The organism is Amycolatopsis samaneae (assembly GCF_039541975.1).
In the GTDB taxonomy this organism is placed as follows: Bacteria; Actinomycetota; Actinomycetes; order Mycobacteriales; family Pseudonocardiaceae; genus Amycolatopsis; species Amycolatopsis samaneae.
Genome location: NZ_BAABHG010000004.1, coordinates 143771 through 169080 on the forward strand (window position 1 = coordinate 143771; position 25310 = coordinate 169080).

The window sequence follows — 25310 nt, forward strand, 5'->3', positions numbered from 1 at the left end:
CGAGCACGGTACGGGCGCGACGGCGATGTGCGTCATCGGCGCTCCTGCCCCGCTTCCCGGCTTCGAGACTGTCCAAAAGGGACGCGGGCTCGTCGTGGTCCCGAAGCTGCTCGAACTCGCGGCGGAGGGACGGCACGTCCAGGCCCGGGTCCACGGCCGCCGCCGCGATCATCCGCTCCCACAACCGGTCCAGCTCTTCTTCGCGCGCGGAGTCGTTCTCGGGCCTGGGCCCCGGGCGCTGCCCGAACGCCGCCGTCGCGGACCGCCGGGCGGAGGCGGCTTCCGCCGTGCCGCTCGCGAAGAAGCGTTCGCCGTCGCGCATCGCCACGTGCAGTTTCGCTTCGAAAGCGGCCTGCTTGCTCCGTCCGCCCGCCTCGACGACCCGGCGCGCGCGCTCGCCGGGATTCCCCACCGCGAAGTCGACCCGGCGAGTGCCGTCACCGTTGATCCGCTTTTCGAGCCGGGAGAGCAGACCGTCGTCGGCCCGCAGTTCGTCCAGCTGCTTCCGGGCGTCCGTCTGCTTTTTGCCCTTGTGGTGTTCCTGGTCGGCTTCGAGACGCGCCATCAGCCCGGCCAGCCGGTCGTACAGCATCGCGTTCGCCGGGTCGAATCCGTGGCCGGGTTCCCGGAGCGGCCCGAGCTGGGCCAGGCTCCTCCCCAGCATCGCGCGCTGCTTGCCTTCCGCCAGCGCGACATCGGCCGCGCGCGCACGCTCGATGTGCTCCAGCAGCCGCGCGATGTCACCGAACTCGTCCGACGCGGAGAGCCGTTCGCTCACCCCGGGGAAGCCGAGGTCCAGCCTCGCGTTCCTGCGCAGTTCGAAGAACCTGTTCCTGATCTCGGCGGCCAGCTTGGCGTTCGCCCGGAACTGCGCGTCACGGCTGGACTTCTGGACCCGGTTGCCGAGCGCTTCGGCCAGGTCGTCGAACACGGCGCGTTCGCGTTCGTCGAGCGGCACACCGCCGAGGTAGAGCATGCGGTAACCGGCCGCGCGCCATTGCTCCGACATCGCCCGCGCCGCGGCTTCACCGACCTCCGGCGTGAAGCTCTTCGCGTTCCTGCGGGTCTCCAGCTCTTCGGCGGTCTTCCGCAGGTCGCCGAGCCAGCGATCGTCGGTCCTCAGCTTCTCGACCTGCTCGTCGCTCAGGTGCCACAGATTCGCCTTCTCGTACTGCTTCTGCAGCTTCTCCCGCGACGACCTCGTGCTGTCCCATGCCCTGCGCACCGCGGCCCAGTCGTCGCGGCCGGACTTCGTGGCGGCCAGCGCCCTCGCCACTTCGTCGGTCAACCGCTGGTGTGCCGCCGCGAGCTCACCGGTCGCGCCGGCGGGAACCGGCCCGGCCAGCAGCCGTGCCCACGCACCGGCGTGCTCCCGTACCAGGCTGGGACGCTCGGGGCCCCGCGCGTCCGGGGAAGCCGCGCTCGGCCGCGATCCTCCCCCGGTCAGGGTCGCCAGCGCGTCACGCATTCCGCCCCGGAAGCTCGAACCAGGGCCCCGCTCCCGCAGCTCGCCGAACAGGTCCGCGTCTCTCGGCAGTGCCCGCGAAGACGACGACTCCGACCCGAGCTTGAAGCCCGCTTTCAGCTTGCCCATCAGGCGATCCCGGCGCCTCGGGGCGTCGGGAGCGACCAGCCCCCCGGAATCCTCCGGCCGCACACGCGAGGCCTGGCTCCAGGCCACGAACGTGCCACCCTCGGTCACCACCGGCCGACCCACCCCGTCCGTGGCCACCCGCTTCGTCGGCACGTACATCTCGCCGCGCTGACCGAGTTCCCGCAACTTCCCGGTGAACTCCTGGAGATAGGACGTGTCCGGGGTCGCGCAGCTGAACAGGATCAACGGCCGGGAACCGTCCTGGCCCGCGTTCCGCATCCCCTGCCAGACGCGTTCGGCCGTCTCCGCGGCGTTCCCCTTCTTGTGGAAGTCCGTCAGCAGCGCACTGCTCGGCCAGATCCGGGCCACATGCTCCCTCGCGCCGGTCTCCGGGTTGACGCGCCAATGCCCCTGCAGACCGCCCGTCCGCACCTGCTCGGCCAGCTTGTCGGACGCCGCCAGGTCACCCAGCTTGCTCGGGTAGGCGATCGCCTTGACCTCTCCGTTGCCATACCGGTAGACACGCTCCCCCGCGGACGAAGGCTGGTGGGACTCCGCCACCGAAGACGCCTCGGGGCGGCCGCCGAGCCCGAAGCCCCGCAGCGTCAGCTGCTCTCCCAGGTTGTTCTGCCGGTGTTCCGGTATCGCCTCGCGCACCTGCCTGGCCTCGTCGTCCCTGCCGTCGAGTTCGAGGGCCGACGCGTAGCCGTCCCGCATCGCGTCTTCGAAGCCGACGTAGGTGTCGTAGAGGCTGCGCAGCGTCTCGTTCGTCGAGCCCTGCAAGCGGAACTCGAAAACCCACAGGGGCGGGTCGTGCCGCGGTACGTCGTGCTCGTCCGGATTGGTGTCGAAGTCCGGCAGGGTGGTCTGGATCCGCATGGACGTCTTCTGGTCCACCTGGTGGACGGGGTTCTTGGCGAACGCGGAATCCAGGTACTCGCCTATCGAGTGCCCGTTCGCCCGTTCACCCATCGTGGGTGCCGGGATGGAGCTTTGCAGCAGGTCACCCGTCGGCTCGCCCGGCCGCATCCTGCTGCGGAACTCGGCGGCGAACTGCCTGGCCAGGTCACCGCGATGCTCGTCGAGGTAGTTCTGCACCGCCGCGCTCTGGCGCGCCCTTGCCTGGTGCAGGTCGGTCCTGGAGCCGAGCGCGGAGTAGTTCTTCGCCAGCCCGCTACTGCCCGCCGCTCGCTCCGCGATCGCCGCGAACTGGGTGTAGGCGATCGCGACGAACGCCTTGAGCGAGGCCCGGTCCGCGGGCGAAAGCGTGTTGTCCTCCCCCGCGGCCTCGTGCGCCACTCCTTCGCCGATGCGCACGGCGTCGTCGAGGTGCTCCTTGGCCGCGCCGGCGATCCCCTCGTGGCGCATGGTGGCACGCAGGTAGTCGAGCACCTTCGGCAATCCGGCGGTCGGCACCCCGCCCGAGTAGTGCACGTAAAGCTTGGGGTTTTCGTGTCCTTCGTACTTCTGCAGCTGGAGTTCGGCGTAGTCGGGGTCCACCCGGTAACCCCTGTCCCGGGGGAAGACGTTCTCCAGCCGGGCCTTGTGCTTGGCCTCGACGAGCCGGGTCAAGATGTCGTGCAGCCGGGTGAAGACCTCGGTGACGGACGGGCGCCCCGCGTCGCCGGGCAGGATCGCGAACGGCTTGATCACCACCTCCAGCACGGTCCGGTCGTGGAGACCCTTGTCCACCACAATGGACAGTTCCGGGGTCTCGACGATGGTCCCCACCGAACGCACATCCGGGAAACCCTTCGGCAGCAACACGCCGAAGCTGTGCAGTTCGCTCTCGAGCCCCCCAGCCCCGCCGGGCAGGCCGGGCTTCAGCCCGGCTTCGTTCCAGGCCACCTCGACACCCAGCCGCTGCGCGTTCGGCATCGGCCGCCCCAGTTCCCGCCACTGCTCGTATGCTTCACGCGCATCGTCGGTGGTGACGGGTTTCGGCGCGTAGCCGAGGTTCCGCATCTCGGACCGGATGGACTCGATCTGGTACCCGGCCAGCGCCGCGGGCGGCTCCTCCCGGCCGGACGGCCGCGCAGCGGGCCTGCCGCCCATGTCACGACGCTCGCGGGGGCCGCGCAACCGCAGCGGCCCGAAGACCTCCTCGTCCGCGGACCTCGTCCGCGGCGCGGACGACGACGTGCTGACCTCGCGCGGCGCGCGCGCCGGGGAGCCGGAACTCGTGGCCTTGGCCGTAGCTTCGCTCTTCTTGCCGACGTTCGCGGCGGGCGGTGCGTTGGGCCGGGCGCTGGTCAGCCGCTTCGTGCCGTCCGGCTTCGCTTCGGTCCGCATGTCGAGCTGCTGGCCGGGCTGACCGGTCTCGGACAGCAACGCGGACAGCTTGGCGGCGTTGGCGGCCTTCGTGTTGTCGGGTGTGTTGTCGCGTACCGCCGGGGCCGAGGACTTGGCCGCGTCCTGACCGGCCGGAGAGGAGGTGTTCGGCGGCAGGAGGTTGTGCCACAGGGCGTGCGAGGCCGCGTCGTAGGCCGGATCGTGGGTGCCCGGGTTGTTCGGCCCGTCCGCGTTCAGCCAGTGCTCGTAGGCCGCGCGGGCCTGCTCGATCGTGGCGGGACCGTTCTTCGTCACATGCCCGGGGTCGGAGATCGACGCGATCTCGTCGAGCTGACGGCGGATCCGCTCCAGGTGCTCCGGCTCGCCTGCACTCGGCCAGCTCGTGCCGTCCTCGCCGAGCACAGGCCGCCGCGACTCGTCCGACCGGCGCCCGGAATCCCGTTCGTCACGCGAGACGTCTTGGCTGCGTTCATCGTCGCGCGAGGCGCCCTCGCCTCGCCCATCACCACGCGAAACGTCCGCGCCACGCTCGTCGTCCTGCGACTGCTCTTCTTCGTCGCGGCCCGTCTCGGACCCGTCCTGGCCCCGCCGGGAATCCTCACCCGTCCGGCCCGGGGTGTCGTCCTTCTGCTGTGTGGACGATCCGGCGTGGTCGGAGGTCTTCGCGTCGCCGGAGGTGTTCTCACCGGTCGCGTCCTCGTCGACCGGAGCCGGGGTGTCCAGCAGGCCGTTCTTCTCGAGGTAGTCCGCCGCGTTGAAGGCCTGGTCGGCGGTGTCGCCGAGGTGCCCGTCCGCGCCGCGCCAGTGCCCGTAGGCCGCGCGGGCCTGCTCGATCGTGGCGGGACCGCGCGACGCCGCCTGCGCGGAATGGCGGAACGCCATGACCTTGTCGATCTCGCGGCGGATCCGGTCCAGGTGCTCCGGAGTGGCCACCCTCGGCCAGTCCGCGCGGTCCTCGCTCTGCTCGGAACGCCACGATTCGTCCCGTCCCGCACGCTTCCGCCCGTCGTGCGAGACGTCCTCGCCACGCTTCTCCGCATCGCGATCGCCGCGCTCGTCGCTCCCTGCCTTGACCTTGTCCTGGCCACGCTGGGCATTGTCGCCCTTCGAGGCCAGAGCTTCGTTCTTCGAGCCGTGACCTTCGCCGGTGCGGTCGGCGGTCTTGTCGTCCGTGTCGGAGTCACTGCCCTCGTGGGCGGGCGGGGTCTGGAGCAGCCTGCCCGCGGTGAACCGGAAGTCGGTGTCCTTGCCGAGCTGCTCGAAGAGGCCGCGCAGTTCTTCCTTGGCCGATTCGAGCGCCTCGCGCCCCGCGTTCGTGGGGTCCTTCCGGAACTCGTCGAGCCTGTTGGCGTGCTTGACGATGCTGACCTGCGTATCGGCCGCGGCCGACTTACGCACGACATCGTCCCCGGGCATGATGTAGACCGAGACACTGCCGTCGTCGCCACTGCGCTGAGTCCGGTAGAACGCCTGCTTGTCCACCGCGGAGTGCAGATCGGAAGGCTCCATCACGATCACGTGCAGGCCGCCGTCGACCTTGGTCTTGATGTCCGAGCCACGCCCGGCGATGTCGCTGGCGAGGAGAACACTCTTCTTGTCGCCCGCCTTTTCGATCTCCTTTTCGAAATTCTCGTAGCGCTTCTTCCCCTGGTCCAGCTGCCAGTCCGCATCGATGACCTTGTGGTCGACGGACTTTCCGTCGACCGGATTGTTCTTCATGTAGTCGGAGAACATCTCCAGCTTCGCGTTGTCATGCGAAATAAGCAGGATCGGCCTCGGGTTCTCGCCGTTCTGTATGGCATGGATCTCGTCATTGATACGTTTGAACTTGTCCTGCAGATCGGAGGCGATGTGCACGGTGGTGTTCTCGTGCATGCGGTCCTCGTAGTAGGACGCGATGTTGTTCACCACCTCGGAAAGCTTGATCCTCCCGAGCAGTGACCCCATGCCTTCCACGGTCCCGGACGCCCCGGTGGCCTTCACGTAGCCGGAGAAAAGGTCCTCGGCGACAAGTGTCTTGCTGTTCGCCTCGCCCGAATCGGCGCGGATCGGCAGGTTGTGCTCCGCCTCGATGGCCTGCGCCACCCCGTTGTTCCAGCGGCTTTCGTTCCCGGTCCTCGGGTCGATCATGACCTCGCCGGTGCCCTTGTTGATGATCCCGATGCGGCGCTTCCGCTTTTGGATCACGAAGTCCGACTTCAGCTTCCAGTCCCCGAGCTTCGCACCGGCGGCGTTGTTGATGCGGTGCTCCTCGTGCTCGAGAAGCGGCCGGTCCAGCAGCTTCTCGAGCTTCGCTCGCCCTTCCGGGGTGAGGGCGGATCGTCCGGGCTCCTCGCCCGCCCGGTGACCGAAGTCCTCTTTGGACAGCAGGGCGTCCGGCCGGCTTCCGGTGTCCAGGTGCTGATCGAGGATGCCCTTGGCCCACAGGACCATCCCCCTGGTCCCCGCGTCGGCCTTCTTGTTCCCCGTCAAGGACAGGATCCACTGAGGCGGCGAGAGGACCACGGAGTCGACCTCGTCCAGCAGCAGTCTCATCCGCGTCGAGTGATCATGCGCCTGACCGGCCAACCTGCCGACCTGCTTGCCGTCCTCGAACCCGCCCGTCTTGAGCAGATGGAAGGCGGCCTCGTCCTTGGAACCGATGTAGATCGTCGGTTTCCCCTTGACCGCCACCGGCGGCGGCTTGTCGGAATTGATCCAGTGCAGGTCGATGTCCAGGTTCTTGAGGACCCTCTGGTGGGTTTTGAAATCGCGGTCCGCGAGAAAGCTGTTGCTGGTGAGGAGGTGCACCCCGTCGACATCCGGTTTGACCGCTTCCAGGATGGCGGCGAGCAGGAAGACCAGCGTCTTGCCTTCGCCGGCCTTCATGTTGATGTGGCCCCTGCTCAGCTGATCGATCGCTTCCACCTGGGTCCAGCGCCCCCAGATGCCAGCGTCCTTGTCGCCACCGTGGAACTTCTCGCTGCTGTCCTTGCGCGCCGCCTCGTAGGCCGCCGCGAACCGCTCGTCCGGATCGGCCGAGCGCTGCATCTCCTGGAGCTGCTCCCAGGACTTGTTGTTGAGCCGCTGCTCCGGGTCGGGATGGGTGTACCGGTCGGCGAGATCGTGCATCTTCCGGGCCGTCTCGTGCCGCATGTTCGCGGCCGCCAGCCAGGCCTCGAAATCGACCTTCGACCCGATGTCCGACAGAAGTTCGTACTTACCGTCCGGACGAAGGACATAGTTTTCGGAGCCGTCCTTGCTCCGGTACTGCACCACCTCGTCCTTGGTGCCGGAGCCGCGATGCTTTTCCAGGACGTACTCGGACCCGGCAGACAGCTTCTTGGTCGCCCCGCCGACAAGCTCAATATCCTTCGACAGGTACAGCTTCCGGACGACCATTTCCTTGCCAGGGCGCTCTCGCAGGCGCGACCACGCGCCGCCCGGCTCACGGCTCCCGTCGGACCTGGGGTTTCCGTCCTCGTCGAGCCTGGGGTTTCCGTCCTCGTCGAGCCTGGGTTTTCCGTTCTCGTCGAGCCTGGGGTTTCCGCCCGGCGCACGGTCGTAGCTCGTCCCGTCGGGCAGCTCGATGAGCCGGGGCTCACCGTTGGCCCGGAGCTTGATCTTCGTGCCGGGGGGCAGGTCGACGGCGAACGGCCTGCCCGCCCTGTCCTCGCCGTGGCGGAACCGCCCACCCTGCTCGGTGACGTACCGGCCGCTGTCGTCCGGCTTCCAGGACAGCTCCCCGATGGTCCGCGAATGCGAACCCCCGCCGAGGCCACCGGGGTCATGCGAAACGCCCGGCCGGTCCGGCACCCGGGTGTGGTCGACATCGGCCATCACCGGCACCACGCCGCCCGGATGCTCCTGCCTGTCGTGCGCATCGGGCTGGTCACCGCGGCCACGGTGCTTCGAGTCCGCCGCGCCGTCCGCGCGTGCCCCCGGGGTGCGCGGACCGTCGCTGCTCAGCTCCGGCCCGCCGGGCCGCCGTGCAGGTGCCTCCGGCCCACCGGACGGTCGCTGCCCGTGCCTGCCCGCTTCCCCGCTCTCCGTGGACGGTCGCGCCGGCCCCTGCTTGGAGTTCCCCGCGTCGGAAGCCGGACCGGTGTCCCGGGTCCTCGGCTGTTCTCCCTTGGCACCCGGCTTGTCCGGCGTGGCCGCGTCGCCCGGCCGGTCCGGCAACGGCTTCTCCGGCAACGGCTTGTCGGAGAGCGGCTTCTCGGCCGCCGGCCTGTCCGACAGTGCCCTCTCCGGCAAAGGCTTGTCCGGCAAGGGTTTCTCGGGCAGCGGCTTCTCCGGCAGCGGCTTCTCGGGCAAGGGCTTCTCGGGCAGTGGCTTCTCGGGCAGTGGCTTGTCCGAAAGCGACTTGTCCGACCGCGATCCCTGGTCGTTGGTACGGACGTCGCGACGGGACTCCGGACCATCCGAACTCACCGACTTGCGCGTGTCCTCGCCCGGCTTCGAGCCGGCCCCCTCGTCCTTGCCCCGCCGGATGTCCGCGTCGGACGACAGATCGGGCCGGTCCGTGCGCGGCGAACGAGCGGGATCCGGCGGCGGCCCGGAGGAAGAGGACCGCGAGTCGCGGGAACCGGCCTCGGCCGTGGCGGTCTGCCGCGTCTCGGGCTGCGCGTGCGTGCTCGACTGCGGCCCACGCCCGACCGTGTCCGGCTGCTTGCCGGCGGACGTCTCGACGCGTGGTCCCTCCGAGCTGGTGTTCGGCTTCGACGAGCCCGGCTGCGGCCCACCGGACCGGGACTGGTTGTTCGGTCCCGATTCCGACGGGTTCGGCCGCTGGTTCGACTGCGGATCCCGCGGCGGCGGGGTGCCCGAGTCGCCCTGCGTGGTCACCCGGTGCTCGGTCTGACCGTTCGAGCCGGTGCCCTTGATGAAGTCGGTGGTCGCCTTGGATCCGTTCGACCCGGGCGAATCCGACGACGTCCTGATCTGGTCGGCGGGCTTGGCGGCAGACCCCTCGGAGCCGCCACGGTGTCCTTCGGAACCGGTGACGACGGACTGCTGCTTGTTCTCGGAGAACATGGTGCCCAGCGAGGAGTCCCCGGTCTTGATTTCGTTGTGTACCAAGCCGTTGTCGGACGAGCCCTCGCTTATGGAGGTACGACGGCTCGACGAATCGCTGTGGGACGAGTCATCACTGAAGGTGGAATCGCGACGGCCCGACGACCCGCTGCTGGAGGAGTCCTCGCTAGAGGTGGAACCACGACGGCTCGACGAGTCCTTTTCGGACACACCGTCACCGGAAGAACCACGACCATCCGAGGATTCCTTACCGGAAGCACCATCACCGGAAGAACCACGACTGCCCGACGAATCCTTACCAGATACACCGTCACCGGAAGAACCACGGCTGTTCGACGAATCCTTACCGGAAACACCATCGCCGGAGGAGCCCCGGCTGTCCGACGAACCGCCGCTCTTGGCGACCTCGCCCGGCGCCCCTCCTGTGCCGCGCTCACCGATGGTGCCGAGCTTGTCCAGCTTCGACCCCAGCCCGCTACCGAGCTTGTCCAGGAGGTTGTGACCCCCGGCATCCAGCTTCGCCGACCACCCCTTGCTCGTGTGGTAGGGCCCGGCGGCGCCGAGCATCCCGGCCCAGAGTTCCCCGTGCCCGCCGGTCGCCTTGTTCACCAGCCAGTTGACCGGAACGGTCATGGCGACCTGCGCGACGACGTACCCGCCTTGCCAAAGAAGCGAATTTTCGGGCCCCGCCTTCCCGGAGCCACCCTTTTCCCCGGGACCCGTCTTCTCCCCAGGTCCCGCCTTCTCGCCGGGTCCGGTCTTCTCGCCAGGCCCCGTCTTCTCCCCAGGACCGGTCTTCTCCCCAGGGCCCGTCTTCTCGCCAGGCCCGGCCTTTTCCCCAGGCCCGGCCTTTTCCCCGGGCCCGGTCTTCTCACCAGGCCCAGTCTTTTCCCCAGACCCCGCCTTCTCGCCGGGCCCAGTCTTCTCTCCAGGACCGGTCTTCTCCCCAGGACCCGCCTTCTCGCCGGGGCCAGTTTTCTCGGTGATCGGGGGCTTCTCGTTGAGCGTCGACTTCCCGCCAGGACCGCCCTTCTCCCCGAGTCCGCCCTTCCCTCCGCCGGACCCCTTCCCGCCGCCGCCCCCGCGCCAGTTGAGGCCGCCCGCGAGCCCCTTCCCGACGCCACGCACCGCACCGAACCCGGCGCCACCGATCGCACCGCCGATGGCGGAGTTCTTCAGCGAGTCAAGATCCCAATCGTCCCGCTGCCCGGCAAGCTTCTCGATTCCCTGGATACTGACATCGAGAAACTCCATGAACGCGGCATTGCCCACCGCGTACTTGGCTGCCGAAATGATGACGTTCTTCAGCACCGACAGCAGAATCTGCCCCAGGGTCGCCCTGGCCCCCGCGATGGCGGCGGGCGCGAGCCAGGCGGTGAAAATCGTCCAGAGCAGCGCCATGATCATCAGGAAGAACATGATGGCCATGATGATCAGCATGGCCTTGCCCTTCCGGATATCACCACCTGTGTTCCGGCAGGTACTCGAGTACTTGTGCGCCCTTTCCGCGGTCTCCTCGAGAGCTTTGATCTGGCTCTTGAGCCATTCCGTGTCCGCATCTGCGGTCTTGCCACGCATCGCACCGGGAATCCGGGGCAGCAACGCTTTGAGGTCGGCGACTCGACCATCAAGGTCATTGGCGAATGTCTTCCAGGCGTCCGCCATCGCCCACATGGCGTTTTCATCACCTTCGGGCCAGGTCATGCCACAGGTGACCTTGAAAAACTTCTGCAGGTCCGGCGGCAACTGGGTACCACCGCCACCGGAGTTCGTACCGCTGCCGTAGCCGCCAAGGCGCCCACCACCACTGCTGACAACCATTTTGTTTTTCACCTCCTTTCCATGGCTGCACAGTGTTTGCCTGGCGCGCCGAATCACTACCTACGCTGCCCGCCGCCGGGTACCGAACGGCCGGTTCGCTTGATCAGGTCATCATGCGAAGGTCACTGCAGATCCATCTTCTTGGCCGTCTCACGGTCGACCGAGGCGAAGTTCCTCGCGTTCTTCTTGCCGATTTCGGCGGACTTGTCCAGGTTTTCCTCGACACCGCCGAGCGCCACGACGTCCGCACGCGCACCGTCGTCCGGCCCCTCGCCAAGGTACTTTTTCGCGAACGCCTTACCGATGTCGTCGGTGCCCCACGCACCGTCGTGTTCCAGGAGCACGTCGGCCAGGGTCTGGAAGCTGCTACCGATCCCGTGCCCGATGCTCTGGAGGTCGGTCATGATCCCGTCGTACGCCGCCTCGTCGAGGTAGAACTCGTCAGCCATGCTCGCGAGCCTCCCGCTTCTGGTTCGCCGGCTTCGGCGGTTCGATGTCGAGACCGAACCCGCTCAGGGTTTCGAGCATCGGCCCCATCATCGAGTTGATCATCTCATCCGGCCGGACCTTCCCGGAGATCAGCCCGTCCAGGTCCAGCCCGGGAATGGCCGGGGTCCCCATCAGCTCCGACATCTTCTGCTGGGACTCCGCGCGGCCCTTCCGCAGGGTTTCGATGATGACGCTGGCCAGCTGGGCGGGCGGCATCTCGCGGTACTTCGAGGGGTTGAAGGTCAGCTCGGTCAGCTCACCCCGCCCGTCGAACGTCATCTCGAGCGACTGGTCCTTGGCGCGGATGGTCGTGCTCGCCTCGTCCCAGTGCTTGCCGAGTTCGGCGAGCTTCTCCTTCTCCTCCTCCAGCTTCGCCCACGCCTGGTCGACGGCCTGGTCGGTGTCCATGGAGTGCCAGTCGGTCATCGCTGCTTCCCTCGTTCCGTGAGCCGGTCCAGTTCGGCGAACTTCTCGGCGAGCTTCGCCTTCGCCTCGCCTTCGGCGAATTCGGTGCTCTCGTGCTGGTTTTGCTCGCGGCGGCCCAGCGTCCCGGACGCGCTGCTCCCCGACGGCCAGGCGTCCGGCCTCGGCTCGGCGGGCATCGCCGCCATCCGGCTGTTCTGCTGCCCGCCCTGGCCGCCCATGCCGGCCATCCCGCCCATCATCATCGGCGACATCGGCATACCGCCGGGCTGCGACGTCATCGGATCGGCGGGATTGTGGCCCGGCTTCGACGCCGGCGCGTGCGCCGCCGGGGCGGCGGACGCGTCGAGCCCCTGGAACGTGCTCGTGTCCCCGCTGCCCGGCGTGAACATCCCGCGATCCTCCGGTTTGAACGCCCCGGACGCGGACCCGCTGCCACCGCCGCCGCCCGCGCCGAAGGACGCCGACTGCGTGACCGGCGGGGCCTGCTGCCCGTCCGTCGCGTTGAACTGGACCGACTTGACCTGCCCCGGCGACGGCACGTGGCCGGTCACCGGCGGCGGCTGGGTGGTGACCGGCGGGGGCTGGGTGGTGACCGTCACGGGCTCCCCGGTCGAGGTGACGACCTTGGTCTCCTCGACCGGCACCGTCCTGACCGGTACCGGCGGCGCGCCCTTCGGCGAGTCCGTCGTCGTCTGCACATGGTCGGTCTTCTTGATCTCGACCGGGTGCGTCTCGGTGCCCGCCGGGCCGTCCGTGATCTTCTGCACCACCGGATCCTTCTCGATCCGCTTGGCCTTCACCGTTGCCGGCTTCTTCTCGTGCTTCGCCTTCTTCTTGTCCGGGCGGTGTTCCTTCTCCGGGCGGCCGTGGCGCTGTCCCGGATCCGGTTTGCCCAGCACCGGAGGCAGAAACTCGGGCTGCTCGCTGTCCGGCATCGCGGGACCGGGACCGCCCCCCAGCGGCATGACGAACGGCACCTGACCCGGCTGCGTGATGATCGGCTTCAGCGCTTCCGCGGGCCCCTGCTCCGGACCGGCCGTCCGCCACGGCTGCTGGACATGCGTCACGAACCCGTCGGTGTGCCGCTCCGGCCGGTGCGACTTCCAGTGCACCACGCCGTCCTGACCACCCTGGCCGTCCCGGCCGCCCCCGCCGTCGTGGGAACGGCCGAACGGGCCGCCAGGTGAGAGCAGCAAGGCGTTCGTGACCAGCGGGAGGTCGTTGCCCCCGTGCCCGCCGTTGTTCCCGTTGCCGCCGTGGCCGTTCCCCTGCCCGTTCGGATCGCCCTGCCCGCTCGGACTGCCGTTCCCGCCGCCGATCCGGGTGTCCTTATAGGACAGAGCGGGCAACTGGTTGCCGACGTCCCAGTAGGCGGTCCGCAGGTCGAGCAGGATCTGCCTGGCCGAGTCGCCGTGCACACGCGCGTTCTGCTCGGGCGAGGGCGCACCGGGAGCGGGCGGCTTGCTGTCGTCCTCGGTCTTGCGGCCCTGCAGGTCCCGCATCCGCCGCTGGTGGGCGGCGAGCGTGTCACCCGCGGCGCGGAGCACCGAGCCGTAGCCGGGGGTGTTCATGGTCTGCAGTGCCCCGGTGACCTTGCCGGTCACCTCCTTGGCGAGCGCGTCGAAGTCGTCCGCGCCGCCGCCGGTCCACGCGCCCCGCACGATGTTCAGCTGACGCCGGACCTGCTCGACCGCGTCCTGCAGCCGGGCCGAGGCCCGCTCGAAGGCCTCGGCACGCTGGTAGAAGACCTCGGGGCTGACCTCGTTCACCAGCTGCGCGAGCTGTTCGAAGGTGAGTTGCTTCAGCACCGGGTCGTCGGGGACCGGTGGCGGGTTGCCGGGAGCACCGTCGGCCATGACCTACTTCTTCCTGCCCAGTACCGCTTCGTCCTGGCCGTCCGGGTCGTCGGTCCAGGCGTTCTTGTCGGCCTGCAGCCAGATCTGCGGTTCGCGCTGGTTGTTCTGCTGGCCGCCACCGCCCATGCCGCCCATGCCGCCGCCCATCGGCATACCGCCCATCGGCATCCCCTGCTGCTGGGGGTTGACGGGCTGGCCCCCGCCCGTGACCGCCGCGTTCACGGTGTTCGGCACCCTGGCCCCGGTGTTGCCCGGCTGGGTGTAACCACGCTGGGTGGCGACGTCGGTGTCGAACTGGGCGCGCTGTCCACCCGGTCCCTCCGAACTGGTCGAGAAGTTCCCGCCGCCACCACCGCCGGTGCCGCCACTGCCGCTGCTGCCACCACTGCCGCCGGAGAGGAAGTCCTTCATCTTGCCGCTGGCGTCGAACTTCGGCACGTCGTGCGTCGTGCCGTCGATCGGAGTGGTGCCGACCCCGTCGATGGACTTGCCGACCGCGTCCCTCGCGTCCTCCAGCGCTTTCCTGGTGGCCGGGTCCGCGTCCTTCATCGCGTCGTCGAACGCCTTGTACGCGGCGCTCTTCGAGTCGTCGAGCAGCTGCTTGTCGTGCCCGTCGCCGGGCGTCCGCAGGTCGTTGACCTTCGGCGGATCCGGCAGGACGTCGTCGATCGCCTTCTTCGCCTCTTCCAGGGCGTGCTTGGCGTCCGGGTCGGTGGTGTTCTTGATCAGCTCGTCGAGGGCCTTGTCCGCCGCGGGCTGCGCGTCGTTCGTGGAGAAACCCTTGACGTTCCCCGGGTCGACCGCCTTGGCGACGGCTTCCTTCGCCTTCTCCAGCGCGTCGTGGACCGCGGGCTTGTCCTTGTTCGCGTCCTCGATCTTGTCGATCGCGTCCATCGACTTGTGCTTGAGGTCGCCGAACGGCCCGTCGTGCTTGGCCTGTGCCTCGTCGAACGACTTGTCGACGGCCTTCTTCGCGTCCTCCAGCGCCGCCTTGGTCTTCGGGTCGGCGTCCTTCATCGCGTCGTCGAGGGCCTTGTCGGCCGCTTCCTTCGCGTGCTTCAGGCCGTCCTCGCCCGGCTTGACGTCGTTGATGGCGTCGCCGACGGCCTTCTTGGCCTTCTCCAGCGCGTCCTTGACCGCGGGGTCCTTCTGGTGGTCCTTGACGTCGTCGATGGACTTGAGGGCCTTGTCCTTGGCGTCGCCGAGTTCCTTGCCGTTCTTGGGATCGAGGTCGCCGATGGCCTTGTCGACGGCCTTCTCCGCCTTGTCGAGGGCCTCCTGCGCCTTGGGGTCGTCCTTGTACTTGTCCTTGACCCCGTCGATCGCGTCCTTGGCGGCCTTCTTGGCGTCTTCGAGCGCCTTGTTCTTGCCGTTCTCGCCAGGGCCGCCGGTGACCGGGATGTTGCCCTTGCCGCTCTTGTCGCCGCTCTTGTCACCGGCGCCGATGTCGCCGATGGCGTCCTGCGCGGCCTTCTTCGCCTTGTCCAGCGCGTCCTTGGTGGCCTGGCTGTCGCCCGGGTTCTTGATGCCGTCGATCGCCTTGCCCGCGGCGTCCTTCGCCTTGTCCTTCAGCGCCTGGTCGTCACCGCCACCGCCGATGCTGCCGCCAGGGCCACCGCCGGTGCTGCCAGGGCCACCGCCGGTGCTGCCAGGGCCACCGCCGGTGTTGCCGCCCGTACCACCGCCGACGCCGTCGATCGCGTCCTGCGCGGCCTTCTTCGCCTTGTCCAGCGCGGCCTTCGTCTCCGGGCTGTCGCCCGGGCTCTTGACACCGTCGATCGCCTTGCCGACGGCGTCCTTCATCTTGTCCTTCAGTCCCTGGTCGCCACCGGAACCGCCGCCGCCCTTGCTGCCACCGCCGCCGCTGTCGCCCCCGCCGAGGTCCAGCTTCTTGTTGTTGCCCGATCCCCCGCCCGAGCCGCCGCCCGAGCCACCGGAATCTTCGTCCTTGTCTTTGTCCTTGTCTTTGTCCTTATCTTTGTCTTTGTCCTTGTCGTGATCCTTGTCTTTGTCCTTGTCCTTGTCTTTGTCTTTATCTTTGTCTTTATCTTTGTCCTTATCCTTGTCTTTGTCCTTGTCCTTGTCCTTGTCACCACCGCCCGCGGGGACCGGATCGTAGTCGTAGCCACCGGAGGGCTCGATGGTGGACATGTTCCGGCCGCAGATGCGGTACTGCTCGCCCACGTTGGCGAAGCTGACCTTCAGCTTCTCGATCAGCTCGGATTCCTGCTTGTCCTTGAGCTTGTCGATCGCCTTCTTCGTTTCCGCGACGATCGCGTCCAGGTCCGATCCGTCGGTGGCGAGTTCAGCCGCCTTGTAGGCGGCGTTCCGGATATCGCCCTGAGATATCTCGAAGTCCTTCTCCGCCTGCGCGACCGTGTCCCACCAATGGTCGTAGAACCAGCGGATCGTGTGGCCGATGTTGCCGATCGACTTGTGGAACGAGTCGGCGGCCACGCGGTCGTGCAGCGACCTGCTCTTCGAGAGCAGACCTTTCGCCCAGTCGTTGAAGGCGGTCGCGGACTCGCCCTTCATCATGTCGGCGACGTCTTTGATCTTCTTCTCGAACGCGTTGTTCACGTCGTCGAGCCGGGTCATGGCCTTGATGACCGCGGCCTCGAACTCGTACCACGGGCGGTCGCGGTACATGTCGTCGAGCAGACCGCCGGTGTAGGCGATCAGCTTGGCCAGCGAGTCGTAGCTCCCGTAGTTGAAAGCCGGCGGGCCTTCGTCGTACTGGCCAAGGCCCCATCCCTTATTGTCAGCCATCTTTCCCTATCCTTGTCGACAGTCCGGAGCAACCTTGGCCATCAGCAGTACGATCGATCACTAAGCCGCGAAGAGACCTGTTAGTTGATTTTCGGGCCTGAGCCAGACGGCTTGGGCGTCGGCTTTTCTTCCTTGTCTTCGTCCTTGGGCGGTGGGTCCTTGTGCTCGTCCTTGGGAGGCGGATCCTTGTGCTCGTCCCCGCCGCCACCACCGGTCACAATTTTTTTTGTTCACCACCTGCCGGGTCGAACGCGTTGTTGACGTTCTGGGCGTAGCCGTCGCCAGGGTTCCGGTTGTCGCCGGAGTGGTTCCCCTCGGCCTTTTCCCGGTCCGTGTTCCAGGTCTTCATCTTGTCTTCGGACGTCTTCTTGCTGTCGTCGAAGATCTTCTTGACGTCCTTCGCGTTGCCCTCGTCGACCTGGTCGAACTTCTCCGCGATGGCGTACAGCGCGTCCGACATCTCGGCGAACGTCGTCTTGAGGTGCGCGGCGTGCGCGACGATGGCGTTGCGCCGGTCGTCCAGGATCCGCTCGACCCAGACCCCCAGGTTGAAGCTTCCCGCGTTCGGCCACCGATGGACCAGATCGTCGAACGGCGCCATGTCCGTTTCGATGAGGTCCTTGAACTCCTTCGCCTTGTCCCTCAGCTTTTTGTCGTACTCGGTGTTACCCATGACGTCCCCCTCACACCTGGCTCAACGCGGCGAGGTCGTCACGCACCCGGGTGCGCAGGTCGGCGACCACGGCATTGATCTTCGCGGCGGCCCCGTCGTCGATGGACTGGATCTCGGTCGCGATCTTCGTCAGCGCCCTGTCCATCTCGTCGAGCGCGGTCTTCAGCTGGTCCGCGTGCGCGACAACGCCGCGACGCCGGTCGTCGACGATCGCGTCGAGCTGCGTGGCGAGGTCGAAGTTCCCCAGCTTGGGCCAGTCCGCCCGCAACGCGGTGAAGGCGGACATGTCGTCCATGATCCGCCCGAGGGCGGTGGCCGACGCCTTGACGACGTCGGTGTCGAGCTTCGTGTTGCTGCTCATGTCATCACTCCACAGTGGTTGACGGGCCGGAACAGACAGGTGTGGTGTGCCGGAATCGTCTACTGATTCCGGCACACCACATCTGGCTCAGTGGGCGAGGCTCTTTTTGCCCTGGGCGTCCGTCTCCTGCATGGTCGTGGCGCCCGTGTGGGCGGCGTTTTTCAGCGCGGCCAAGGTGGCCATGTATTGCTTCATGTCGTTGTCGAGGTCAGTGGACAGCGAGTCGTAGGCGTCGGCCGTGTCGCCGTGCCAGTCCGCCATGACCGCGTGCACCTGTTTACGCTGCTCGTCGAGCGTCGTGTCGATGAACTCGGCGATCTTCGTCAGTGAAGTAAATGCCTCGTCGAGCTTCTGGTAGTCATACTTGATAGCGTCGGACATAAGTGATCCCTTTCAGTGACCGATCGGAAGACTGAGCCGAGCCCGGCTCACGCGCCAAGGAAGTTCGCGGTGCCGATCGGAATGTTGTTGATCTTCTGCACGGCCGCCATGTCGGCCTCGCTCTGGTCGCTGGCCGCCTTCCGGATGTTGGTCACCATCTCGGTCATGTGCTGGAGCACGGAGAAGTCGACCGCCTTGGCCCAGTTCTCGCCCTGCTCCGCGAGCGCGCGCGTCATCGCACTGTTGCTGTGCGCCTTGGCGTCTTCGAGAGTACTGAGGACCCGCTTGAGCTGGCCGGAGATGTCGTCCCGCTTCCCCTCGTGCATCTTCGCCTGCGACTCGACCTGAGTAGGGTCAATCGTTGTGTCCTTGGGCACCTGTCCTCCTAGAGATATCCGGTACAAGCCTGCAAATCTCACGTTAGGTTTCGCCGGGGCCAAGCACGTCGCCCTACGACCGAAACCGGCGAAGGGGCGTAACTCCCCCCGTGAACGTCCGGTCAGGACTGGACACGCAGCGCGCCTTCCACACTGAGCAGCGGTCCCGAGGGCAACAGGGACAGCAGTTCCGCCGGCATCCGCACCGGGTTCTGCCCCGAATAACCGAGCGCACCCGCCACGTCACCGTTCGCCAGCGGATACTTTGTGCCCGTCTCGGTGACCAGGTAGACGGCGCCGGGCGGCGCGCCCGGCACCTGCTGCGCGGCGACCAGCATGCCGCCGCCCGCGGGGATCACCACCCGGTCCGCCGTGGTGCCCACCGCGTGCGCGCTCACCGGGATCCCCTTCGTCGCGCTGACCGAAGTGGCCAGCAGGCCGGCGCTGACCTGCTGGCCGCCGGGGCCCAGCGGCGAGAAGTTCGCGCAGGCCATGGCGTCCGGTGGCGGGGACACGATGCGCGGCGGTTCCGGCGGCAGCCCGCCGACCAGGTCGGGCCCCGAGGTCGAGGCGGGCACCCCGGACAACGCCCCCGGCCCGGCCGGGATGGCTTCCACCGGCGAGCCCCGGTACGCGGCCCTGATCGACGGCGAGGCCATCAGCAGCGCCGCGTTGGTCGGGCTCAGCGTCGCGACCCCGTCGGCGCGGACGAGATAGAGCTGGCTGGTGCCGATCGCCGGATTGCGCACCTGGTAGACCTGCCCGACCACGCTGGCGTGTCCGTCGATCGACGGGCCCTGCGAGCCGACCTGGTCCGGCACCGACGCCGCGACGTCCGGCCCGGCGGGCAGCGCGTTCATCCACGCCGGGGTGACCGTGACCGGGGCGACCCCGCCGTAGAGCGCCTCGATCTCGGACCTGCCCGGGATCCGGTGCCGTTTTCCGCGCCAGATCAGGAAGTTCGTCCCGTCCGGGGTCCGCGCCAGCAGCGCCTCCCGGTCGTCGAGGGTCCGCTGGAGCGGATGTCCGAGCACGAGGCTGACGGTCGGCGGCTGGCCCTGCGGACCGTTGCCGGGCGGCTGCGCGCACACCGTCCACGGTCCGTTGTCGAGGGCGGTGGGCAGCGCGTCCGGCGCGCCGACGATGCCGATCGGCTGCCCGACCGGCGTACCGTCCAGTGACTTCTGGGCCACCGAGACCACCTGGCCGCTGCCGGACTTCCCGGCCGCCAGCCGCGCCGAGGAGTAGTTCAGCACCGGCCGCAGCTGGTCGTCGAGATAGATGTAGCGCGCGCCGGTCGTCTCGTTCATCACGATCGCCCCCGGCTGGCGCCAGGAGGTGTTGCCGCCGGGCACGAAAACCCCGTAAATGCCGAAAATCCCCATCACGATCGCGCCGACGACGATCCCGAGGAAGACACCGGTGTTGAGCCGTTTGTTCGGTGGTTGCAGCACATCGGGCTTGCCGTGCACGACGGCGGCCACGAGCCTGCCCACCACGAAGAAGTAGGCCTGTACCTGATCCCGCCGCGACTGCATCTCAGCCCGCCAATCCGCGCATCCAGGCGTACACGCCCAGCACCTGCAACAGAATCGGGACGACGGCGATGGCGGTGATCGACTCGAAGATCTCCACCGCGCGGCCCCAGTACGGCCGCAGCCGCTTGCCCGGCAGCGTCCGGCTCGCGAGCAACAGGAGCGCACCGGCGACGAACACCGGCGCGAGGATCGTGAGCAGCCGCGAGGCGTCGGTCTGCTCGCCCGCCAGGTGCCACACGTTCGCCACCAGGCCGGCGGCGGCGGGCGTGATGATCGCCCATCGCTGCACCACGCTCGCCGGATGCCGGGTGCGCAGGAGCAGCAGGAGCGTGACCACCAGCGACAGCACCATCTCCCAGGTGTTGCCACCGGAGACCAGGAGCGGCAACAGCACGGTGAGCGCGGCGCCGAGCCCGGTGTGCAGTGCCGTCGAATAGCCGACGGTCACCGCGCCCCGGTCCACGATCAGCTTGGCGGGCACCGGATCGATGTCCTCGGACAGCTCGTCCTTGTCGCCGGGCAGCATCGGCAGCGTCAGCCCGGACAGCCGGAACGCCGTCGCGGGCAGGAAGACGCCGATGATCAGGCCCGCCGCGATGCCGAGGCCCGCCGCCTGCGGCAGGCTCACCTCGGCGGCCGAGGCGATGACCCCGGTCAGCGCCAGCTCCAGCACGAACGTGATGGCACCGGCGAACAGCAACGCCGAATCGGCGACGAGGAACGCCCCGAGTCCCAGTACCAGCAACGCGACGGCGAGCCCGACGGTCGCCTGGACCGCCGCCGGGGCCAGCGGCGCCAGCACCCGCACGAGCAGCCCGCCACCGAGCCCGCCGTAGCAGGCCGCGGCGCCGGCCACGATGGTCGCGGCGCAGGCGTCCGCGGCCCCGCGCGCGATCAGCCCGCTCGCCGGCAGCAGCAGTACCGCGAGCGTCAACGCGACCGCGGCCTGTGCGCCCACCGCGCCCACGCCGGGCAGCACCAGCAGCCCGAGCAGGAACGCGCACCCGGCGCCGATCCGGAACATCCAGCGGCTGTGCCGGGGTTCCCAGGTGCCGCGATGGTCGCGTACCTGCTCGCCGACACCGGCGACGAGGTCGTCGAAGTCGATCGGCGCCAGCTGGTCGGCCCGGGGTCGCAAGTAGACGGTCTCGCCGTCGAGCAGGTTGAGCTCGGCGAGCGTCCGGTCCTCGTCCAGCGGCCGTTCGCCGACCCGCTGCGCGACCCAGCCCTCGTGGTCGGCGCCCTGTTCGATCCATTCGGCACCGAACTGGGGCAGCACCGCGGGCAGCAGATCGGTCAGCGTCGCCTCGGTGGGCAGGGCCACCTCGGTGACCTGCTTCCCGAGAACGAACCGTAGCCTCGCCGACGTTGTTGTGCGATGCTGTGTCTGCTCTTCCATCTGGTTGTCAGGTCCTTCCTGCCAGGGATCTCAGACCGTGAACCAGCCCGGAACCTACCTCCGCGCGGCGTCCGTTTCGCCGTTCCAAGCCCGGTCGGCGCGGAAAAGGGGAAGTCCACTCACGAGGGAGAGCGACCTTTGAGCACGGTGCTGTTCGCACGCCGGGCGCGGCGGCCGAAACCGGCCGTGCCCACCGAGGAGATCGAGGTCCAGCCGCCGCCCGCGGTGCCGGAGGACACCGGCGGCGGGATCAGCTCGGTGCTGATGTACGCCCCGATGGGGCTGGGCTCGCTGGCCATGGTGATGATGTTCGTCCGCCCCGGCTCGGGGATGATGTCCTACATCGGCGGCGGCATGATGCTGCTGTCGGTGGTGGGGATGCTCATCGTGCAGCTCGTGCGTTCCTCGGTGACGCACAAGCAGAAGCTGCACGGGCACCGGCGTGACTACATCCGCTACCTGACCCAGCTGCGTGAACGCGTCCGCAACGCGCTGACCGCGCAGCAGCGCGCCGCGCGGTGGATCCACCCCGACCCGCGCGCGCTGTGGTCGCTGGCGCTGGGCTACCGGCTGTGGGAACGCCGGGCCTCGCAGGACGACTTCGGCGAGATCCGCATCGGCCTCGGCACGCAGCGCTCGGCGCTCAAGCTGCTCCCGCCGGACACCAAGCCGATCGAGGACCTCGAACCGCTGGCCGCGCACGCGCTGCGCCGCTTCCTGCGCGCCTACTCCAGCCTCCCGAACGCCCCCATCGCGGTGTACCTGCGGGGGTTCGGGCAGATCCAGTTCAGCGGGGACGACGGCGCCGTGACCGGCCTGGTCCGCGCGATGCTCGGCCAGCTCGCCACCGCGCACGGCCCGGCCGAGGTCCGCATCGCGCTGTGCGCAGGCCCCGACCGGGTCGAGCGCTGGAGCTGGCTGAAGTGGTTGCCGCACAACCAGGATCCGGAAAGCCGGGACGCGGCGGGCGCGCGGCGGCTGGTCGCCGAAACCGTCACCGAGGCCGAACTGCTGCTCGGCGGGCCCGCCTTCACCGGGCGGCCCCGGTTCGAGGCGGACACGCCGATCACCGCGTCGGAACCGTTCGTCGTGCTCCTCGTCGACGGCGTGAGCATCCCCGCCGACCACCGCGCCGCCGAGGAGGGCTACCGCAACACGGTGGTGCTCGACATCTCCGGTGCCCTGCCGTGGCAGCAGCGACCGGGGGTGCTGTTCCTCGACGTCGACGCCGAGCAGGTCAGCACGGTGTCGTTCGACCGGCTCGGCAGGCAGCACACCAAACCGCTCTGCACGCCCGACGCGCTGAGCGCGACCGGCGCCGCCGCGCTCGCGCGCACGATGGCGAAGTACCGCATCGGCGAGGTGTCCGAGGACGAGGAGCCCACGGCCGCCGACTACGAGCTGGCCGGGCTGCTCGGCGTCGGCGACGTCGCGCACTTCGAGCCGACGCGCTACCGCAGGGAACGGATGACCGCCAAGCGGCGGCTGCGGGTGCCGATCGGCATCGCCGCCAACGGGGCCCCGCTGGAACTGGACATCAAGGAGGCCGCCGAGGACGGGATGGGCCCGCACGGGCTGTGCGTGGGCGCCACCGGGTCCGGGAAGAGCGAGCTGCTCCGCACGCTGGTGCTCGCGCTGGCCACCACGCACTCCTCGGAGGACCTCAACTTCGTCCTCGTCGACTTCAAGGGTGGCGCGGCGTTCCTCGGCTTCGACCAGCTCCCGCACACCTCGGCGGTGATCACCAACCTCGCCGAGGAACTCGAACTGGTCGACCGCATGCAGGACGCGCTGGAGGGCGAGCTGAACCGGCGCCAGGAGTACCTGCGCGCCGCGGGCAACTACGCGTCCCGCCGGGACTACGAGGCCGCGCGCGCCCAGGGCGTTCCGCTGGAGCCGATGCCCGCGCTGTTCATCGTGGTCGACGAGTTCTCCGAGATGCTTTCCAGCAAACCGGAATTCATCGACACCTTCGCCATGATCGGCAGGCTGGGCCGCAGTCTCGGGGTGCACCTACTGCTGGCCTCGCAGCGGCTCGACGAGGGCCGCATCCACAAGGTGGAAACCCACCTGTCCTACCGGATCGGCCTGCGTACCTTCTCCGCGATGGAAAGCCGCAGCGTGATCGGCGTCCCGGACGCCTACGAGCTGCCGAACAGCCCCGGCAACGGGTACCTGCGCCCGGACACGCAGACGCTCATCCGGTTCAAGGGCGCCTACTCGTCCTCGCCGTACCGGGCCAAGCGCCGCGTCGCCACGACCGAGTCGGTCGACCAGCACGTCGTCCCGTTCGGCATGGGGTACGTCGAGCCGCCCACCACACCGGAGCCGGAACCCGAGCCGGAACCCGCCGACGAGCAGGAAAGCATCGAGACGGTGCTCGACGTGCTCATCACGCGGCTGCGCGACGTCGGCCCGCGCGCCCACCAGGTGTGGCTGCCGCCGCTCAAGCAACCGGCCACTTTGGACCAGCTGCTGCCCCCGCTGGTGGATCACCCGGAACTCGGGCCGCGTCCGGTCGGCGACCTGCAGACCGCGTCGCTGACCGTCCCAGTCGGCCTGATCGACCTGCCCGCGCAACAGCGGCGCGAACTGCTGATCGCCGATCTGTCCGGCAGCAAGGGGAACGCGGCCGTCGTCGGCGGCCCGCAGAGCGGGAAGAGCACGCTGCTGCGGACCCTGATCGCGGCGCTCGCGGTGACCCACACCGCGGCCGAGGTGCAGTTCTACTGCCTCGACTTCGGTGGCACGCTCACCGCGCTGGCGAAGCTCCCGCACGTCGGCAGCATCGCCAACCGGCTCGACCGCGACCGGGTCACCCGGACCGTGCTCGAAGTGACCAACCTGCTGGCGCGGCGCGAGGCGCTGTTCGCCGAGCACAACATCGACTCGATGGCCACCTACCGGCGGGCGCGGCGGTCGGGCAAGTACACCGACCTCGATCCCTACGGTGACGTGTTCCTGGTGGTCGACGGCTGGTACACGATCCGCCAGGACTTCGACGACATCGAGGACAACTTCACCGAGATCGCCGCCAGGGGCCTGAGTTTCGGCATCCACCTGGTGGTCGCGACCAACCGGTGGTCGGAGATGCGCCCGTGGCTGCGGGACGTGGTCGGCACCCGGTTCGAGCTCAAGCTCGGCGACCCGGTCGACTCGGAGATCAACAGCCGGTTCGCCGCGACCGTGCCGTCGATCCCGGGCCGGGGCATCACCCCGGACCGGCTGCACTTCCTCGCCGCGCTGCCGCGTATCGACGGCTCGCCGACCACCGACGACCTCGCCGACGCGACCGTCGAGCTCGCCGAGGCGCTGGACCTGCCCGGCGCGCCGGCCGCCCCGAAGGTCCGGCTGCTCCCGCACCAGATCACCGCGCGGGAACTGCCCGGCCCGAAGTCGCCGGGGCCGGCGGCGGAGATGCGGGTCCCGCTCGGCATCGACGACGTCGAGCTAGCCCCGCTGTGGCACGACTTCGACAGCAGCCCGCACCTGCTGATCTACGGCGACGCCGAAAGCGGGAAGACCAACCTGCTGCGGCACATCGCCCGCTCGGTCGTGGCCCACCACAGCAACGACGAGGCCCGGATCATGTTCGGCGACTTCCGCCGCGAACTGCACGACTCGGTCCCCGCCGAGTACCAGCTCGAATACGCCGTCGGCGCGGACGCGCTGGCGAAGTCCATCGCGGGCGCGGCCTCGGTGATCAAGGAACGCCTGCCGGGGCCGGACATCCCGCCGAGCAGGCTGCCGCTGCGGGACTGGTGGACCGGCGGGCGGCTCTACATCATCATCGACGACTTCGAGCTGGCCGAAGGCGCGGCCCCGCTGGACTCGCTGATCCCGGTGCTGCCCCAGTCCGCGGACATCGGGGTGCACATCATCGTCGCCCGCAGCACCTCCAGCGGGAGCCGGTCGATGATGAACCAGGCGATCCGGCGGATGTGGGAACTGGGCACGCCCGCGTTCCTGATGTCCTGCCCCAAGTCCGAGGGCTCGTTCCTCGGCAACCTCAAGCCCCGCGTCCTGCCGCCGGGCCGGGCCCAGTTCGTCAACCGCCGCCGCGCGGTCCGGCTGGTGCAGACCCCGCTGGTGGAGGGCTTCGTCAAACCGGAGCAGCCGGACTGAGCTTCTCCCGACAGTCCGGATTCCCGGTCCGTGGGGGCCTCCTTGAGGGACCTAGAGTCCCTCAAGGAGGCCCCCACGGACCACAACGCCTCCCGCCCCGCCTGACCACACGGCCCTTAGTGCTGAAGGACGCCTTCGGTGCGCTCAGTGCACTGAAGGCGTCCTTCAGCGCGGCCAACGCACTGAAAGCGTC

Annotated in this window: 12 protein-coding genes (1 of these 12 cut by a window edge); 1 reads left to right on the top strand and 11 read right to left on the bottom strand. The window is 68.7% G+C overall.

The features are described 5' to 3' along the window. From ABD987_RS11085 to eccD, 11 genes are all read right to left on the bottom strand, one after another. Positions 1-10723 carry the beginning of a toxin glutamine deamidase domain-containing protein gene (locus tag ABD987_RS11085; protein WP_345390166.1) on the bottom strand. 65798 nt of this gene lie to the left of the window's left edge, so only the first 10723 of its 76521 coding nucleotides appear in the window; its start codon is at positions 10721-10723; its stop codon lies off the left edge, out of view. Between the two features lie 122 nt (positions 10724-10845). Beyond that, a complete protein-coding gene (locus ABD987_RS11090) occupies positions 10846-11172 on the bottom strand; it encodes a hypothetical protein (protein ID WP_345390169.1) in 327 nt (108 codons plus the stop codon). Further along, positions 11165-11638: a YbaB/EbfC family nucleoid-associated protein gene (locus tag ABD987_RS11095; protein ID WP_345390172.1), complete on the bottom strand. Its 474-nt coding sequence runs from the start codon at positions 11636-11638 to the stop codon at positions 11165-11167. The genes ABD987_RS11090 and ABD987_RS11095 overlap by 8 nt, the downstream gene beginning before the upstream one ends. Further along, on the bottom strand, positions 11635-13494 hold the full coding sequence (locus ABD987_RS11100) for a WXG100 family type VII secretion target (protein ID WP_345390175.1): 1860 nt from the start codon (positions 13492-13494) through the stop codon (positions 11635-11637). Before ABD987_RS11100 ends, ABD987_RS11095 begins: the two co-directional genes overlap by 4 nt. Positions 13495-13497: 3 nt before the next feature. Next, a complete protein-coding gene (locus ABD987_RS11105) occupies positions 13498-16263 on the bottom strand; it encodes a hypothetical protein (RefSeq protein WP_345390178.1) in 2766 nt (921 codons plus the stop codon). A 214-nt stretch (positions 16264-16477) separates the two neighbouring features. Then, on the bottom strand, positions 16478-16936 hold the full coding sequence (locus ABD987_RS11110; protein ID WP_345390181.1) for a hypothetical protein: 459 nt from the start codon (positions 16934-16936) through the stop codon (positions 16478-16480). A gap of 10 nt (positions 16937-16946) precedes the next feature. After that, positions 16947-17297: a hypothetical protein gene (locus ABD987_RS11115; RefSeq protein WP_345390186.1), complete on the bottom strand. Its 351-nt coding sequence runs from the start codon at positions 17295-17297 to the stop codon at positions 16947-16949. Positions 17298-17384: 87 nt separating this feature from the next. Then, positions 17385-17678, bottom strand: coding sequence for a WXG100 family type VII secretion target (locus ABD987_RS11120; RefSeq protein ID WP_345390189.1), 294 nt, complete (start codon positions 17676-17678; stop codon positions 17385-17387). Positions 17679-17725: 47 nt separating this feature from the next. Continuing rightward, a complete protein-coding gene (locus ABD987_RS11125; protein WP_345390192.1) occupies positions 17726-18055 on the bottom strand; it encodes a hypothetical protein in 330 nt (109 codons plus the stop codon). Between the two features lie 122 nt (positions 18056-18177). Next, positions 18178-19593 (bottom strand): type VII secretion protein EccB, encoded by a 1416-nt coding sequence (gene eccB, locus ABD987_RS11130; protein ID WP_345390195.1) that lies wholly within the window; start codon positions 19591-19593, stop codon positions 18178-18180. A gap of 1 nt (position 19594) precedes the next feature. Then, positions 19595-20992: a type VII secretion integral membrane protein EccD gene (gene eccD, locus ABD987_RS11135; protein ID WP_345390198.1), complete on the bottom strand. Its 1398-nt coding sequence runs from the start codon at positions 20990-20992 to the stop codon at positions 19595-19597. Positions 20993-21139: 147 nt separating this feature from the next. On the opposite strand from eccD, the gene eccCa reads away from it, so the two are divergent. Further along, positions 21140-25117, top strand: coding sequence for a type VII secretion protein EccCa (gene eccCa, locus ABD987_RS11140; protein WP_345391580.1), 3978 nt, complete (start codon positions 21140-21142; stop codon positions 25115-25117). The last annotated feature ends 193 nt before the right edge of the window (positions 25118-25310 follow it).

What these genes read in the sequence shown, in the direction of transcription:
- ABD987_RS11100 (WP_345390175.1), bottom strand. Translation starts at nt 13,494, where the DNA reads ATGGCCGACGGTGCTCCCGGCAACCCGCCACCGGTCCCCGACGACCCG.
- ABD987_RS11105 (WP_345390178.1), bottom strand. Translation starts at nt 16,263, where the DNA reads ATGGCTGACAATAAGGGATGGGGCCTTGGCCAGTACGACGAAGGCCCG.
- ABD987_RS11115 (WP_345390186.1), bottom strand. Translation starts at nt 17,297, where the DNA reads ATGAGCAGCAACACGAAGCTCGACACCGACGTCGTCAAGGCGTCGGCC.
- ABD987_RS11090 (WP_345390169.1), bottom strand. Translation starts at nt 11,172, where the DNA reads ATGGCTGACGAGTTCTACCTCGACGAGGCGGCGTACGACGGGATCATG.
- eccB (WP_345390195.1), bottom strand. Translation starts at nt 19,593, where the DNA reads ATGCAGTCGCGGCGGGATCAGGTACAGGCCTACTTCTTCGTGGTGGGC.
- ABD987_RS11095 (WP_345390172.1), bottom strand. Translation starts at nt 11,638, where the DNA reads ATGACCGACTGGCACTCCATGGACACCGACCAGGCCGTCGACCAGGCG.
- eccD (WP_345390198.1), bottom strand. Translation starts at nt 20,992, where the DNA reads ATGGAAGAGCAGACACAGCATCGCACAACAACGTCGGCGAGGCTACGG.
- ABD987_RS11110 (WP_345390181.1), bottom strand. Translation starts at nt 16,936, where the DNA reads ATGGGTAACACCGAGTACGACAAAAAGCTGAGGGACAAGGCGAAGGAG.
- ABD987_RS11120 (WP_345390189.1), bottom strand. Translation starts at nt 17,678, where the DNA reads ATGTCCGACGCTATCAAGTATGACTACCAGAAGCTCGACGAGGCATTT.